Here is a 14,276-nt window from a genome sequence, read left to right as displayed (position 1 = left end):
GCGCACGCAAAGGGCCGGGGCGCACGCAAAGGCCCGGGGTGCACGCGAAGGGCGCGGGGCGCACACGAAGGGCCGGCTCCCGCCGTCATCGGCGGAAGTCGGCCCCGGGCGCACGGCTCACAGTTCGCGCTGGAAGGAGTTCAGCCAGTCCAGGGAAGCGGTGGGCGTCAGCGCGACATCACTCAGCGCGTTCATCGCCTTCTGGTACTCGACCACTTCGTCGGGCTTGTCGATGTAGAGCGCCCCGGTGAGCTGCTCCAGGTAGACCAGGTCCGGCAGATCGGACTCCGGGAAGCTCAGCAGCGTGAAGGCGCCGCCGCCCGCCGCGTGCCCGCCCGTGGCGAACGGCAGGATGCGGACGTCGACGTTGGGCCGCTCGGCGGCTTCCAGGATGTGCCGCACCTGGTCGATCATCACCTGCCGGCCGCCGAACGGACGGCGCAGCGCGCCCTCGTCCATGACGGCGACGAAGTGGGGCGCCTGCTCGGAGACGAGAAGCTTTTGCCGCTCCAGGCGTAGACCGACTCGTCTTTCCACCCAGGGCACGGCTGCCTCGGGGTGACCAAGCCGGATCACCGATCTTATGTAGTCCTCGGTCTGCAACAGGCCGTGCACGAACTGCACTTCGAAGGTGCGGATCAGCGCGGCCGACTCCTCCAGGCCCACGTACGTCTGGAACCACGTCGGCATGACCTCGCCGTATCCGTGCCACCAGCCGGCCGCGTTGGCCTCGCGGACCAGGCCCAGCATGGCCGCCCGCTCGGCTTCGTCCGTGACCTCGTAGAGGGTCAGCAGATCGGCGACGTCACGCTCCTTGAAACTGACTCTTCCCAGCTCCATGCGGCTGATCTTCGATTCGGAGGCCCGGATCGAGTAGCCCGCCAGCTCGCGGGTGATGCCCTTGGACTCACGCAGCCGCCGCAGCTGCGCTCCGAGCAGCATTCGTCGCACGATGGACCCGCCTCCCGGCTGCCCTGCGCTCATAGGTCACGCTCCGCCCTTGGTTCATCAGCAGTCTGCCACTAACGGACTGCGCGGTGTACCCGTTCGGTCACTCTCCACCGACACGTGCATCAATTCCTTGCAGATGCACGTGCAGACGCTCTTGCATCGGAGGGTGCTGATCCATGAGCATGGTGGACGTGCAGATACCCCGGGGGCACGTATGAAGGCAGAGGCAGTCGCCGTGCTGGAGCCGTTATGGCAGGGAGTGCTCGCGCCTGAGCGCGTGGCCTCGGGTAACGGAGCCACCTGTGAGCTGCCCGCCGCCCTGGAGTCAGTGGGTGAGGCACGTCACTTCACGCGCGCGACGCTCCAACGATGGGATCTGTCCACGCTCCGCGACTCGGTCGAACTGGTCGCGTCCGAGCTGGTGACCAACGCGCTGCGGTACGCGGTGCCGATCGGCGCGCCCGGCGCCCCGGTACGGCTGAGCCTGGTGCGCTGGACCTCGCGCGTGGTGTGTGCGGTGCGTGACCCCAGCGGGGTGGCGCCCGTCGCCAAGGACCCTGATTTCGTGGCCGAGACCGGCCGCGGACTTCATCTGGTGGACTCGTTCAGCGAGAACTGGGGATGGCACCCGCTGAGCGGCACGGGAAAGGTCGTCTGGGCGCTTTTTCTCACACCGGGCGGACCCTGTTAGTTCCGCCGGTTCCACGCGGGTCGCGGCGCAACCGGCGCATTACGGGACCAGGTGGTCGAATTCACCGGCTTTCACGCCGATGATCATCGATTCGATCTCCGCACGTGTGTATATCAGCGCCGGTCCCTCGGGGAAGCGCGAATTCCGTACGGCGACCTCGCCGTCGGGCAGGGCGGCGAACTCGACGCACGTTCCATTGGCATTACTGTGACGGCTCTTCTGCCAGACCACTCCACGTAGGTCTTCTGCAGCCATTCCGTTGTGCGTCCGGCGCATCAGCCACTCCCCATAAGTGCCATGTCTGGTACGGCAGATCATAACTCGTTGGGCAGGCACGTGCATGTGCACGTGCATGTGCACGTGCAGTCACTCGCTGTGATCTTCAGGGCTCGACCCCCCGGGGCTGTTCACAGCCCTTCACAGCCCGGCTACCCGGAAAAGGGGCGGCGGATGCCCCCCGGTCGTCCGATACGATATTGACCGTCCGTAGAGGAATTACTCACTCCCCGCAACGAATTGGGAGCAGCCCGCAATGGCGCGTCACCTCATCACCTCAGCCCTCCCCTATATCAACGGGATCAAGCATCTGGGCAACATGGTGGGGTCCATGCTCCCGGCCGACGTCTACTCGCGGTATCTGCGGCAGCGCGGCCACGACGTCCTCTACATCTGCGCCACCGACGAGCACGGCACCCCCGCCGAGCTGGCCGCCAAGGAGGCGGGCCTGCCGGTCGACGTCTTCTGCGGCCAGGCACACCTCGCGCAGAAGGCGATCTACGACGGCTTCGAGCTGTCCTTCGACCACTTCGGCCGCAGCTCCTCGGCGGAGAATCGCGACATCACCCAGCACTTCGCGCGCAGGCTCAACGAGAACGGCTTCATCGAGGAGCGGGCCGTCCGGCAGGTCTACTCGCTCGCCGACGAACGCTTCCTGCCCGACCGCTACATCGTCGGCACGTGCCCGTACTGCGGGTACGACAAGGCCCGCGGCGACCAGTGCGAGAACTGCACGCGGGTGCTCGACCCGACCGACCTCATCGACGCGCGCTCCGCGATCAGCGGCAGCAGCGCGCTGGAGGTCCGCGAGACCAAGCACCTGTTCCTCCTCCAGTCCAAGCTCGCCGGCGAGGTCGAGGCGTGGATCGACGCGAACGGCGCCGACTGGCCCACCCTGGCCTCGTCCATCGCGCGGAAATGGCTCACCGAGGGACTCCAGGACCGGGCGATCACCCGTGACCTGGATTGGGGCGTTCCCGTACCGGCCGACACCTGGCCGGAGCTGGCCGCGGACGGAAAGGTGTTCTACGTCTGGTTCGACGCACCCATCGAGTACATCGGTTCCACCAAGGAGTGGGCCGACGCCGCGTCCGAGGGTGAAGTACGGGACTGGAAGTCGTGGTGGTACGAGGCCGACGACACGGTCCGTTACACCGAGTTCATGGCCAAGGACAATGTGCCCTTCCACACCGTGATGTTCCCGGCGACCCAACTGGGCACCCGTGAACCGTGGAAGAAGGTCGACTACGTCAAGGCTTTCAACTGGCTGAACTACTACGGCGGCAAGTTCTCCACCTCGCAGCGCCGCGGTGTCTTCACCGACGCCGCCCTCGAGTTGCTGCCCGCCGACTACTGGCGCTACTTCCTCATCGCGAACGCGCCGGAGTCCGACGACACCTCCTTCACCTGGGAGCTGTTCGCGGCGGGCGTCAACAAGGACCTCGCCGACACCCTCGGCAATTTCGTCAACCGCGTCCTGTCCTTCTCGCGCAAGCGATTCGGCGACGAAGTGCCCGCGGGTTCGGCGGCCGGCGCCGCCGAGGCGAAGCTCGGCGAGCAGATCGCCGCGCTGCTCGCCGAATACGAGGGCCACATGGAGACGCTGCAATTCCGCAAGGCCGCGCAGTCGTTGCGGGCGCTGTGGAGTGCGGGCAACTCCTACCTGGAGGAGAAGGCCCCCTGGATGGAGATCAAGACCGACCAGGACGGCGCCGCGCTCACGCTGCGTACCGCGATGAATCTCATCCACCTCTACGCGGTGGTGTCCGAGCCGTTCATCCCGGCCTCGGCCGCCGCCATGCGGGCCGCCTTCGCGCTGCCCGCCGACGACGCCCGCTGGGTCACCGCCGACGAGGCCCGCGCGCTGGACTCGGTGCCCGCGGGCACCCCCTTCACGGTGCCGCCGGTGCTCTTCGCGAAGATCTCCGACGAGGACCTGGCGTCGTACATCGAGCGGTTCGGCGGCGACCCGGACGCACCGGCCGCCTGAGGAACGCGATCGGGGCCGTGCGTACGGCCGTTCAGCGCGCCAGCGCGGCCCCGTCGCCCATCACCACCACCGGGTGCAGCTTCGGGTCCAGGGTGCGCAGCAGCGTCCGCATGGCCTGCTGCGGCAGCGAGACACAGCCCTGGGTCGGGCCGCCGTGGTCCACGTGCAGCCAGATGCCGCCGCCGCGCGAGGCGCCCAGCGGACGCGTCCAGTCGCGCGGTGACGTGCCGGGCAGGTGGTTGTAGTTGATGGCGATGACGTAGTCGAAGGAGCCCGCCAGCGGCTCGCCCCTGAAGCCGGTGCCGGAGACGCTGAAGCCGATCGGCGCGTGGTCGTAGGGGAGTTCGGTGCCGGGGTCGGGGAGGTGGCCGCCCGCGTCGGTGAGGCCGAAGACGCCGATCGGTGAGCGCAGATCGCCGGTGCGGTGCGTGTCGGTCCAGCCGCGCAGCGCGTTGTGCGCGGCCCACACCGGACCCGACGGCCGCCAACCGGCCGTGTTCTCGCGGGTGTAGAAGGTGACCTTCGCGTCCGGCGAGTCGGGGCCCGCGCCGGTGACCAGGACGGCCTGCCGCGCGTCGGCGGGGATCTGCGAGCGCGTCTTCGGCCCGAGGCCCGGCAGTTGGGCGGGCGGCGCGGGTGTCGTGCGCACCGGCTCGGGCGCGGACCTGCCCGCCCGGCCCGCGGGACCGCTCACCACCGTGCTCAGCGGCCCCTCGTCGCCGACCTTCGACGCCCGCACGCCCGTGCCACCGGCCACGCAGCCGGACATCAGCGGGGCGGCGGCCAGCGCGGTCAGGACGGCGGCGGCCAGGAGACGGCGGGGGCGGCGGGTTGTGCGCATGACGTGGCGGGGGCCTTTCACGGGAGCCTTCACGAGAAGACGGCGTTCTTCAGCGCGTCGTTGATCTGGGACTGCTGCGCGTCGGTGGCGTCGGCCAGGCACACCGAGACCTCGATCAGGACGTCGGAGCCGGACGCGTCGGTGAGCAGGGCCTTGGTCTGCGCGGTGCCGCCGACCGCCCGGCAGGCGCTGACGACGACGGACGAGGTCACCGGGTGGCCGTCGGCGTTGAGCTTGTCCACCGTCGTCTTGCTGTGCCGGAGCGTCAGCATCATCAGCGCCCCGCCGCGGGTCAGGGTGCGGACCAGCGGGGTGCAGAAGCCGTCCAGCGGCTTGACGCAGCCGTCGGTGGGCAGGCCGAGCGCCTGCGAGGAGGCGAAGACGTCACCCGTCTTGGGCGCGACGACCGTCGTCCAGCCGGGCGGCAACCGCAGGTCGAGACCGGCCAGTTCGGGGAAGTGGTACGTGACCGCCGCCGACGCGGCGGACGCCGACTCGGTCGCGCGGGTGGTCTGTCCGGGGCTCGGGGTCGGGCTCGGACCGCTGTCCACCGGGCCGGTCGCCGTCGGAGCGCTCGCCGTCGGGCCGCCGCTGCCGGACGCGGGCGGCGCGAGCGAGGTGACGACGGCGGGCGGCGCCGGGGCGCTCGCCGCGCCGCCGAGACCGGGCAGCACCGTCCCGGCCGCCGCGACCGCCACCACGACGGCGGCGGACATCCCGACCGCGCGGCGCCTGCGACGGCGCAGCGCACGCTCCTTGACCCGCTCCAACCGCTGTACGGGTGCGGGCAGTTGGGGCACCGCGCGCTCCAGCAGGTCGCGCAGCTCGTCCTCCGCGAAACGCTCATCCGGCATGGTGTTCACCTCCGACGCCCGTGTCGACCGCTTCGGGCAGCCGTCCGCGCAGCGCCCGCAGCGCCTTGGACGCCTGGCTCTTGACGGTGCCCTCCGTGCAGCCGAGGACATCCGCGGTGTCGGCCACGCTCAGGTCCTCGAAGTAGCGCAGCACGACCACCGCGCGCTGGCGTACCGGCAGTTCCCGTATCGCCGCGGCCAGCGCCTGCTCCAGGTCCACGTCCCCGTACGGGTCCGCCGGCTGCGGGCGGTCGGGCAGCTCGCCGTGCGGCACCTCGCCGCGCCAGCGCCGCCGCCACCACGAGGCGTGGGTGTGCACCAGCGCCTTGCGTACGTACGCCTCCGGGCTGTCGCCCGCGATCCGGTGCCACTTCGGCCACACCCTGGCCAGCACCGTCTGGAGCAGGTCCTCTGCGAGGTGCGGGTCGCCGGTCAGCAGCCACGCGACCCGCAGCAGTCTGGGGCCGCGGGCCGCCACGAACTCCTCGAAACCGGGGTGCGACACCGTTGTTCCTCTCCACACCCCTTCAACGCGGTGACCCGCCTCCGGGGTTGCCCCCCGGCTCACCCCTCCCGAGACGCCGTCCTAGCGCCCCGCGGAAGGGCGCCCTGCCGAAGGGCGGAGCTGGATGTGGAGCTCGCGCAGCCGCGCCTCCTCGACCTCGGAGGGCGCGCCCATGAGCAGGTCCTGGGCGTTCTGGTTGAGCGGAAACGCGATCGTCTCGCGGATGTTGGGCTCATCGGCGAGGAGCATGACCATACGGTCGACGCCCGGCGCGATGCCACCGTGCGGCGGCGCGCCGAAGTGGAAGGCGCGGAGCATGCCGCCGAACTCGGCCTCCACCGTCTCGCGGGTGTAGCCCGCGATCTCGAACGCGCGGTACATGACGGCGGGTTCGTGGTTACGGATGGCTCCGGAGGACAGCTCGATGCCGTTGCAGACGATGTCGTACTGCCAGGCCAGGATGTCCAGCGGGTCCTTGGTGTTGAGGGCTTCGAGGCCGCCCTGCGGCATGGAGAAGGGGTTGTGCGAGAACTCCACGGCCCCGGTGTCCTCGTTGCGCTCGAACATCGGGAAGTCGACGATCCAGCAGAAGCGGAAGACGTTCTCCTCGAACTGGCCGGTGCGCTTGGCGGCCTCGACCCGGACCGGGCCCATGATCTTGGAGACCTCGTCGAACTCACCGGCGCCGAAGAAGATCGCGGTGCCGGGCTTCGCGCCGACGGCGGCGAGCAGCGCGGTGACGTCCTCGGGGGTGAGGAATTTGGCGATCGGGCCGGTCAACGCGTTGCCGTCGCCGACCCGGACCCAGGCCAGGCCCTTGGCGCCGAGCGAGACCGCGTACTCGCCGAGCTGGTCGAAGAACTTGCGCGGCTGCTCGGCGGTGTCGGGCACGGCCAGCGCGCGTACGTGCTTGCCGGCGAACGCCTTGAAGCCGCTCCCGGCGAACACGTCGGAGACGTCGACCAGTTCGAGCGTGGTGCGCAGGTCCGGCTTGTCGTTGCCGTACTTGAGCATCGACTCGCGGAAGGGGATGCGCGGGAACGGCGAGGTGACCGTGCGTCCGCCGCCCAGCTCGGTGAAGAGGTCGGTCATGACCTTCTCGATGACGCCGAAGACGTCCTCCTGCTCGACGAAGCTCATCTCGACGTCGAGCTGGTAGAACTCGCCGGGCGAGCGGTCGGCGCGCGAGTCCTCGTCGCGGAAGCAGGGCGCGATCTGGAAGTAGCGGTCGAAGCCGGAGATCATCAGGAGCTGCTTGAACTGCTGCGGGGCCTGCGGCAGCGCGTAGAACTTCCCGGCGTGCACGCGGGAGGGCACCAGGAAGTCACGGGCGCCCTCGGGGGAGGTGGCCGACAGGATCGGGGTGGCCATCTCGTTGAAGCCGAGCGCGGTCATCTCGCGGCGCAGGAAGGAGATGACCTGGGTGCGCAGCATGATGTTGCGGTGCATGCGCTGGCGGCGCAGGTCGAGGAAGCGGTTGGTGAGCCGCATCTCCTCGTTCGCGTTGTCCTCGGGGAAGACCGGGAAGGGCAGCGGGTCGGCCGCGCCCAGCACCTCCAGGGCGGTCACGTCGACCTCGACCTCGCCGGTCGGCAGCTCCGGGTTGACGTTCTCCGCGGAGCGGGCCAGGACGCGGCCGTCGACGCGGACGACGGACTCCTTGGACTGGCCGCTGAGCTGGTCGTACACCGGGGAGCCGGGGCGGACGACGAGCTGGGTGAAGCCGTAGTGGTCGCGCAGGTCGACGAAGAGGATGCCGCCCAGGTCGCGGCGATTGTGCAGCCAGCCGGACAGGCGGACGTCGGTGTCGACGTCGGTGGCGCGCAGCTCGCCGCAGGTGTGGGACCGGTACCGGTGCATCATTCGTCCTCGACGCTGGATGTTGGGTGGGTGGCCGGGCCAGCGGCCCAGCACAGCTTACCGGCGCCCGCACACCGGCCTCACTCCGGATTCGGTGGGGCGTAAGGCCACGAAGGCCGCCCTACTGGGCCATAACGCCCCAATTCTCATAAACTGACACAATGCGCACCGAGGACGTCCTGGCCGCAGTCGGTACCGGGCTGTGGCAGTGGCACGAGGCCACCGGCACCGTGACGGTCGACGCCCGCGCCGCGCGCCTGCTCGGGCTGTCCGGCGGCCCGGCCGAGCACCGGACGTCCGCCGTTCGGGCGTGCCTGCACGCCGCCGATTACGTGTCGCTGGCCGGCGCGGTCTCGCTGGCCTACTCGGAGGGCACGGTCGCCGAGGCGCTGGTGCGGGTGGTGGGCGACGACGGCGCGACCCTGCGGACGGTACGGGCCAGGGTGCGCCCGCAGGGCACGGTGATGGCGGGCACGCTGCACGAGGTGCGCGGCGGCCCCTCACGGGCGGCGGCGCAGGCGGGCGGCGGCTGGCGGCGGGCCAGGGAGGCGTTCCTACTGGACGCGGGGCGCGCGCTGGCCGAGGCCGACTCCACCGCCGAGGTGCTGCGGGTGGCGGCCACCTTGTCGATGCCGGGTTTCTCACCCGACGGCCTCGCCGTCTTCGGCACGGACGGCGACCGGCTGTCGGTGATCGGGCACCACGGGCAGGCGGCGGGCACCGAGGACCCCTTCCTCGACATGCCGCTGGACACCGACTACCCGGCCGCGCTGGTGGTCCGTACCGGCCAGGCGGTCTATCTGCCGTCGCCGGCCGCGTACGAGGACCGCTTCCCGGTCACCTGGCCGCTGGTGAAACCGTTCGGCCGCTCCTCCTGGGCGTATCTCCCGCTGGTCGTGGCCGGGTCCACGATCGGCGCCTGGATGGCGGCCTTCCGCGACCCGGTGGCCTTCACGCCCGACGAGCGCTCGGTGCTCACCACGGTGGCCCGGATGCTCGCGCAGGCGCTGTCCCGCGCGCATCTGCACGAGTCGGAGCGCGCCCTGACCGACGGCCTCCAGCGCACGATGCTGCCCGCGCGCAGGCCCGGCATCGAGGGCATGGCGGTGGCCGCCCGGTACGTGCCGACCGGCGGCGGCCTCCAGGTCGGCGGCGACTGGTACGACGTGATCGGGCTGCCGTCGGGCCGTACCGCGATCGTCATCGGCGACGTCCAGGGCCATGACGTACGGGCCGCGGGGATCATGGGCCAGCTGCGGATCGCGCTGCGCGCCTACGCGGCCGAGGGCCACCACCCGGACGCGGTGCTCTCGCGCACCTCCCGCTTTCTGGCCGGGCTGCACGACGGGCTCCCCGACGGGCCGGCGGACGGGCTGCGCGACGGCCTGCACGAGGGGCTGAGCGCCGACGAGTCCGCCGACGTACGCTTCGCGACCTGCCTCTATCTGGAGGCCGACCCGCTGACCGGCACGCTCGACGTGGTGCGCGCCGGGCACCCGGAGCCCGCGATCCGGCTCGGCGACGGTACGACGATCGTCCGGCGTACGGCGGGCGGCCTGCCGCTGGGCATCGAGCCGGACACCGACTACCCGACGACCCGGCTGGTCCTGGAGCCCGGCGAGGTGCTGCTGCTGTGCACCGACGGCCTGATCGAGACCGGCGGCCACGACCTGGAGACCGGCTGGCAGCGGCTGCGCGATGTGCTGGAGGCCGGGCCCGCGGGCGATCTGGAGGAGCTGGCCGACTCCCTGATCCGCGCGGTGCACGGGCCCGCCTCCCACCACACCACCGGGCCGCTGGCCGACCGCCGCGAGGACGACATCGCGCTGGTCCTGCTGCGCCGCGACCCCGACGGCCCGACCTGCGCGGTCCCGGTCCGCCGCGCGGTGCTGACCGTCTCGCAGACCGACCCGGGCCGCATCCGCGCCACCCGCGACGACATCCGCGCCCTGCTGCACGACTGGACCTCGGCCGACCAGGTCGAGTCCGCCGTCCTGCTCGTCTCCGAACTGGTCACCAACGTGCTGGTGCACACCGACGAGGACGCCGTACTGACCGCCATGGTCACCGGCATGCCCGGCACCCGCCGCCTCCACGTCGAGGTCGGCGACCGCTCCGACGACATGCCGCACCGCCGCTCCCCCGGCGAGATGGCCTCCTCCGGCCGCGGCCTGATGCTCATCGAGGAGCTCGCCGACGCCTGGGGCGTCGACCCGCGCGGCGACGGCAAGTCCATCTGGTTCGAGCTGTACGAGGCGACGAGCCCGTCGATCGGGTGACCGCCCGGCGGGGGGGGCGGGGTCGGCCGCGGACGCGAATCCGTCACGGTCGTGTGAACCGGCCGTGAAACGGAGGAAAACACTGGTCGCACAGAGCGGTTGGGCCCGCTCCAACGCCCCGTGGGGCCGGTGCCTCCACCTAGCCTGAACGCCTACGTGACGGGCGATCGTACGGCCGACCGCGCGCCCTGACACTCACGCCGGCGAAAAGGCAGCACTGGGATGAGCCTGAAACTCCCCGCACCCACGGACGATCCGACGTCGCCCGGCGACCCGACCGCGCCCGGCGACCCGACGTCGCCCGGCCACGTACCGGCGGCGTCCGCCGCACCGGCACCGCGTGGCGGCGGGAAGGGCCGGTTGCGGGCGCTGGACGGGCTGCGGCTGGTGGCCGCGCTCATGGTGGCGATCTACCACCTGGCCTTCCGGGGCAGCGGAGCCTGGCGCGGACAGCCGCTGGAGATCTTCCCGCACCTGTCGCACGCCGCCGCGTACGGACCGCTGGGCGTGCAGTTCTTCTTCATCATCAGCGGCTTCGTGATCTGCATGAGCGGCTGGGGCCGCAGCGTCAAGGCGTTCGCGATCTCCCGGATCAGCCGCCTGTACCCGGCCTACTGGGCGGCGCTGATCCTGGTGACCGTCGTCCTGTTCGTCCTCGGCTACAAGACCGTCTCGCGCACCGACCTGCTCACCAACTTCACGATGCTCCAGACCCCGGCGGGCTCCGAGCGCGTCCTGGGCGTGTCCTGGACGCTGTGGGCCGAGATGCGCTTCTACGTGCTCTTCGCCGTCACCGTCCTGTGGCGCGGCGCCACCCGCAAGCGCGTCCTGGCCTTCTGCGCCCTGTGGACGATCGGCGCCCTGTACGCGGACTCCTCCGGCCAGGAGTTCCTCAAGCTGGCCCTGATGCCCGAGTACGCGCCCTTCTTCATCGGCGGCATCGGCCTCTACCTGCTGCGCCGCTTCGGCCACGACCTGCTGACCTGGGGCGTCGTCGCGACCGGCTTCCTGCTCGGCCAGCACTACGCGGTCCTGGGCCTCGTCCCCAAGCCCGGTGTGGCCGTCACCTTCCACCGCTCGCCGACCGTCGTCATCGCCCTGGTCGCCGCGGGCTTCGCCGCCATCGCCGCGGTGACGCTCGTGCGCCGCGTCGCCGACGTCGACTGGCGCTGGCTGACCACGGCGGGCGCCCTGACGTACCCCTTCTACCTGGTGCACGAGATCCTGGGCACGCTCGTCATCGAGAAGCTGAAGGCCCACACCGGCATACCGAACTACGGCGTGCTCGCCCTCGCGATCGGCTCGATGCTGCTGCTCGCCTACCTCATCTACCGCCTGGTCGAACGCCCCCTGACGCCGATCCTGCGCCGCGCGCTCACCCACCAGGCCAACCGCCTGTCCGAACCCCGCCCGGCCTCGACCGGCTGACGTCGCTGAGCCCGGCGACCACCGACTTCCCGCGCACCGGGCGCGGCACGACTCCCCAGACCTCGGCGAGGGCGTCGATGAGCACCAACCCCCTTCCGCCCTCGCTCTCCGGCCCGGCCTCGGCCAGCTCCGGCTTCTCCGGCCCGCCGTCGGACACCGCCACCCAGTAGTGCCCGTCGGCGGGCCACAGCACCAGCTCGATGACCGCGTCCTCCTCGCACCGGTCCCCGTGCCGCACGGCGTTCGTGACCAGCTCACTGGTCACCAGCCCCAGATCCGCGGCCAGTTGGGGCTCCACTCCACGAGGGAGCGCCTCCGCGACGGCGTGCCGCGCCCGGCGCACGGACTCCGGCCGCGCCGGGAAGCGCCAGAGTGCTGGTAAGCGGGGGATTTCAGGCATGACGAACTCCGTTGCGTCGAAGGGGTCTTGTGGCGTCTTGAGGGTTCGCCGGTGGCATGCCGCCGTCACTCGCGGTGCGCTTCCGACGTAGTTGTGCGTAGCTGCGCGCTACTACGGTAGGGCATCGGGGGTACGTGTGCTACCTATTCGCCGATGACCCGTTGGACCGGGCTTCTCACCGCAAGGCAGACTGGGCCACGGAGGGGAGGGAGCCCATGCCGCCGAGAAGCAACCCGACAGCACGCCAGCAGCGTCTGGGTGCGGAGCTCCGCAAGCTACGGGAGGACGCGGGACTGTCCACCGAGCAGGCGGCCGCCCTGCTGGACACGAAGCGGACCGTCATCTCCAGCACCGAGGCCGGTCGGCACGGGACGAGTCCCGAACGGGTGCGCCGGATCGCCTTCGTCTACGAGTGCACCGACCAAGCGCTGATCGACGCGCTGGTGGCGATGTGCGGCGACCGCGTGCGCGGCTGGTGGGAGGCGTACGAGGACGTCCTGCCGTCGACCTTCCTCGACATCGCCGAACTGGAGTGGCACGCCCAGGGCTTGCGCGTCAGCACGATGACCCACATGCCCGGCCAGTTCCAGACCGAGGCTTACGCCCGCGCCCTCTTCGACGCCGCCATCCCGGCGTTGCCCCCGGCCGAGTACGAGGCCAGGGTCGCCCACCGCGTCCAACGCCACGAGGCGATCGACCGGCAGGACGCCCCGGCGTACGAACTCGTCGTCCACGAGGGTGTCCTCCGTACCGAGGTGGGCGGGCGCGCGGTCCTGCGCGACCAGCTCAACCACCTGATGACCGCCGCCGAACGCGACAACGTCACGGTCCAGGCCATCCCGTTCTCCGCCGGCGCCTTTCCCGGCTCGGGCCAGTCCATCCTCTACGCCCGCGGCCAGGTCGCCCGCTTGGACACGGCCCTGCTGGACCGCGCCACGGTCGGCGAATTCCTGCACACCGAGGCGCACTTGTGCAAGTACCGACTGCACCTCGACGAGATGCAACGCATAGCCCTTCCGCCCGAAAAGACGCGCGACCTCGTGCACTCCATCACGTCCCAGCTCTAGGAGAGTCCCCCCGTGCCCGACATCACCTGGGAAGCCCCCTTCTGCCAAGACGCAAGCAACTGCTTCCGCCTCGGCACCGACGCCGACGGCAATGGCTACATAGCCGTCAACGGCCGCGAGGACGAATACCTCACCGACACCCGCGAAGCCCTCCGCACCCTGATCACCGACATCAAGGCCGGCAAGGCCGACCACCTGCTGTAGGCCGGCCACTCGCGGTCCAGGAGCCCCCGACGGCCGTCGGCCGTCACCGTCGGGTCAGGTCACGACCCGCAGTTCGGGGCTGCCCGCCAGGTCGATGCCGTAACGGGCGTAGACGGCCGTGGTGTTCTCGCTCGTGAGGGCGTCCCGGTCGAGCGAGAGCCGGTCGGCCGTCTTCGCGGAGCCCTTCGACGGCGAGGCCCTGCTGGTCAGCCACTCCTCCGGCACCGGCGACACCCTTCTCGTACAGGCGGACCAGGGGGCGAACGTAGGTCGGGGCGGAGGGGTCACTCGATGGGGCGAAAAATGCGATCGTCGTCCCCTATGTACCGATGGGTGGAGAGCGGCGGATGGGCCGTTGGGGTCGAATGACCCGGACCAACCGTCGCCGCAGCACCCGTCGGAGAAGACATGAAGGTCTCAGGAACCAGGTTCGCCGGACTCGCGGCGGTCGCCGTGAGCACGCTGTCGCTCGGCGCCATCGTCGCGTCGGCCGCGCCTGCCGTGGCCCAGCCGCCGATCTGCGGCACCACCGACTGTCCCAGTCTGTCGCCGGCCAACCTGTCGGCCACCCAGGGATCGCTGAACGTCACGCAGATGCAGTTGGAGAACATCTCGGCCACGGCGACCGACGCGGTCACCGGCCGGCCGCTGGCGGGCGCGCTGGTCCAGTTCTCCACCAGCAACGGCCGCGCGCTGGGCTCGGCGTACACCAACTACCAGGGCGTCGCCGCCATCAGCGCCTCGGAGAACTTCGGCCCCGGCACCGTCCAGGAACTGCTCAACGGCTACACCGCCGTGCTGGTCGGCGACGGCATCCACGCCCCCGCCTCGGCGCACGCGGCGATCACCATCGGCACGGACTGCACCATGGCCGCCAGCAGCGACCGCGGGCTGAAGTGCGCCGTCGTCCCGGTCGACTGGAGCCGCTGA

General features: G+C 70.8%; 15 protein-coding genes. 7 read left to right on the top strand and 8 right to left on the bottom strand.

Annotation, left to right across the window (positions count from 1 at the left end):
- Positions 1-117: 117 nt before the first annotated feature.
- Entirely contained in the window at positions 118-984 is an 867-nt protein-coding gene (locus ACIP4Z_RS06965; protein ID WP_355339639.1) for a helix-turn-helix transcriptional regulator, read from the bottom strand.
- A 181-nt stretch (positions 985-1,165) separates the two neighbouring features.
- Here ACIP4Z_RS06965 and ACIP4Z_RS06960 point away from each other — a divergent pair, with 181 nt between their 5' ends.
- Positions 1,166-1,642, top strand: coding sequence for an ATP-binding protein (locus ACIP4Z_RS06960; protein ID WP_355339636.1), 477 nt, complete (start codon positions 1,166-1,168; stop codon positions 1,640-1,642).
- Positions 1,643-1,681: 39 nt separating this feature from the next.
- Here the strand turns inward: ACIP4Z_RS06960 and ACIP4Z_RS06955 are convergent, their stop codons facing one another.
- The gene (locus ACIP4Z_RS06955; protein WP_355339633.1) at positions 1,682-1,918 is read right to left on the bottom strand and encodes a DUF397 domain-containing protein; all 237 of its coding nucleotides are present in this window, start codon (positions 1,916-1,918) and stop codon (positions 1,682-1,684) included.
- A 256-nt stretch (positions 1,919-2,174) separates the two neighbouring features.
- Between ACIP4Z_RS06955 and metG the strand changes: the two genes are divergently transcribed.
- Complete coding sequence (metG, locus tag ACIP4Z_RS06950) at positions 2,175-3,908, top strand: methionine--tRNA ligase (protein ID WP_355339630.1); 1,734 nt, start codon at positions 2,175-2,177, stop codon at positions 3,906-3,908.
- Positions 3,909-3,939: 31 nt separating this feature from the next.
- On the opposite strand, the gene ACIP4Z_RS06945 is transcribed toward metG, so the two are convergent.
- The 4 genes from ACIP4Z_RS06945 to aspS all read right to left on the bottom strand — a co-directional run bounded on the left by ACIP4Z_RS06945 (position 3,940) and on the right by aspS (position 7,968).
- The gene (locus ACIP4Z_RS06945; protein ID WP_355339627.1) at positions 3,940-4,749 is read right to left on the bottom strand and encodes a L,D-transpeptidase family protein; all 810 of its coding nucleotides are present in this window, start codon (positions 4,747-4,749) and stop codon (positions 3,940-3,942) included.
- A 29-nt stretch (positions 4,750-4,778) separates the two neighbouring features.
- The gene (locus ACIP4Z_RS06940) at positions 4,779-5,603 is read right to left on the bottom strand and encodes a hypothetical protein (RefSeq protein ID WP_401305580.1); all 825 of its coding nucleotides are present in this window, start codon (positions 5,601-5,603) and stop codon (positions 4,779-4,781) included.
- A complete protein-coding gene (locus ACIP4Z_RS06935; RefSeq protein ID WP_355339621.1) occupies positions 5,593-6,108 on the bottom strand; it encodes a SigE family RNA polymerase sigma factor in 516 nt (171 codons plus the stop codon). Before ACIP4Z_RS06935 ends, ACIP4Z_RS06940 begins: the two co-directional genes overlap by 11 nt.
- Before the next feature lie 81 nt (positions 6,109-6,189).
- Entirely contained in the window at positions 6,190-7,968 is a 1,779-nt protein-coding gene (gene aspS, locus ACIP4Z_RS06930) for an aspartate--tRNA ligase (RefSeq protein WP_355339618.1), read from the bottom strand.
- A gap of 161 nt (positions 7,969-8,129) precedes the next feature.
- Between aspS and ACIP4Z_RS06925 the strand changes: the two genes are divergently transcribed.
- Together ACIP4Z_RS06925 and ACIP4Z_RS06920 are read left to right on the top strand one after the other, a co-directional pair.
- On the top strand, positions 8,130-10,247 hold the full coding sequence (locus ACIP4Z_RS06925; RefSeq protein ID WP_355339615.1) for a SpoIIE family protein phosphatase: 2,118 nt from the start codon (positions 8,130-8,132) through the stop codon (positions 10,245-10,247).
- A gap of 222 nt (positions 10,248-10,469) precedes the next feature.
- Positions 10,470-11,675, top strand: a complete 1,206-nt coding sequence (locus ACIP4Z_RS06920) for an acyltransferase (protein WP_355339612.1) — start codon at positions 10,470-10,472, stop codon at positions 11,673-11,675.
- On the opposite strand, the gene ACIP4Z_RS06915 is transcribed toward ACIP4Z_RS06920, so the two are convergent.
- Positions 11,623-12,075 (bottom strand): ATP-binding protein, encoded by a 453-nt coding sequence (locus ACIP4Z_RS06915; RefSeq protein WP_391041866.1) that lies wholly within the window; start codon positions 12,073-12,075, stop codon positions 11,623-11,625. The two genes, ACIP4Z_RS06920 and ACIP4Z_RS06915, sit on opposite strands and share 53 nt — an antisense overlap.
- A gap of 215 nt (positions 12,076-12,290) precedes the next feature.
- On the opposite strand from ACIP4Z_RS06915, the gene ACIP4Z_RS06910 reads away from it, so the two are divergent.
- Complete coding sequence (locus tag ACIP4Z_RS06910; RefSeq protein WP_391158644.1) at positions 12,291-13,142, top strand: Scr1 family TA system antitoxin-like transcriptional regulator; 852 nt, start codon at positions 12,291-12,293, stop codon at positions 13,140-13,142.
- 12 nt (positions 13,143-13,154) lie between these two features.
- Positions 13,155-13,346, top strand: a complete 192-nt coding sequence (locus tag ACIP4Z_RS06905) for a hypothetical protein (RefSeq protein WP_391121693.1) — start codon at positions 13,155-13,157, stop codon at positions 13,344-13,346.
- Positions 13,347-13,400: 54 nt separating this feature from the next.
- On the opposite strand, the gene ACIP4Z_RS06900 is transcribed toward ACIP4Z_RS06905, so the two are convergent.
- A complete protein-coding gene (locus ACIP4Z_RS06900) occupies positions 13,401-13,571 on the bottom strand; it encodes a hypothetical protein (RefSeq protein ID WP_355339598.1) in 171 nt (56 codons plus the stop codon).
- Positions 13,572-13,754: 183 nt separating this feature from the next.
- Between ACIP4Z_RS06900 and ACIP4Z_RS06895 the strand changes: the two genes are divergently transcribed.
- Positions 13,755-14,276 carry a hypothetical protein gene (locus ACIP4Z_RS06895; protein WP_355339595.1) on the top strand — a complete coding sequence of 174 codons (522 nt, stop codon included), beginning with the start codon at positions 13,755-13,757 and terminating at the stop codon, positions 14,274-14,276.

Source organism: Streptomyces sp. NPDC088910 (assembly GCF_044749865.1).
GTDB lineage: Bacteria > Actinomycetota > Actinomycetes > Streptomycetales > Streptomycetaceae > Actinacidiphila.
Note: the sequence above shows the minus strand (reverse complement) of the source record. Positions and strands in the feature narration are given on the sequence as shown.

What these genes read in the sequence shown, in the direction of transcription:
- ACIP4Z_RS06955 (WP_355339633.1), bottom strand. Translation starts at nt 1,918, where the DNA reads ATGCGCCGGACGCACAACGGAATGGCTGCAGAAGACCTACGTGGAGTG.
- metG (WP_355339630.1), top strand. Translation starts at nt 2,175, where the DNA reads ATGGCGCGTCACCTCATCACCTCAGCCCTCCCCTATATCAACGGGATC.
- ACIP4Z_RS06910 (WP_391158644.1), top strand. Translation starts at nt 12,291, where the DNA reads ATGCCGCCGAGAAGCAACCCGACAGCACGCCAGCAGCGTCTGGGTGCG.
- ACIP4Z_RS06940 (WP_401305580.1), bottom strand. Translation starts at nt 5,603, where the DNA reads ATGCCGGATGAGCGTTTCGCGGAGGACGAGCTGCGCGACCTGCTGGAG.
- aspS (WP_355339618.1), bottom strand. Translation starts at nt 7,968, where the DNA reads ATGCACCGGTACCGGTCCCACACCTGCGGCGAGCTGCGCGCCACCGAC.
- ACIP4Z_RS06945 (WP_355339627.1), bottom strand. Translation starts at nt 4,749, where the DNA reads ATGCGCACAACCCGCCGCCCCCGCCGTCTCCTGGCCGCCGCCGTCCTG.
- ACIP4Z_RS06960 (WP_355339636.1), top strand. Translation starts at nt 1,166, where the DNA reads ATGAAGGCAGAGGCAGTCGCCGTGCTGGAGCCGTTATGGCAGGGAGTG.
- ACIP4Z_RS06925 (WP_355339615.1), top strand. Translation starts at nt 8,130, where the DNA reads ATGCGCACCGAGGACGTCCTGGCCGCAGTCGGTACCGGGCTGTGGCAG.
- ACIP4Z_RS06895 (WP_355339595.1), top strand. Translation starts at nt 13,755, where the DNA reads ATGAAGGTCTCAGGAACCAGGTTCGCCGGACTCGCGGCGGTCGCCGTG.
- ACIP4Z_RS06920 (WP_355339612.1), top strand. Translation starts at nt 10,470, where the DNA reads ATGAGCCTGAAACTCCCCGCACCCACGGACGATCCGACGTCGCCCGGC.
- ACIP4Z_RS06915 (WP_391041866.1), bottom strand. Translation starts at nt 12,075, where the DNA reads ATGCCTGAAATCCCCCGCTTACCAGCACTCTGGCGCTTCCCGGCGCGG.
- ACIP4Z_RS06965 (WP_355339639.1), bottom strand. Translation starts at nt 984, where the DNA reads ATGAGCGCAGGGCAGCCGGGAGGCGGGTCCATCGTGCGACGAATGCTG.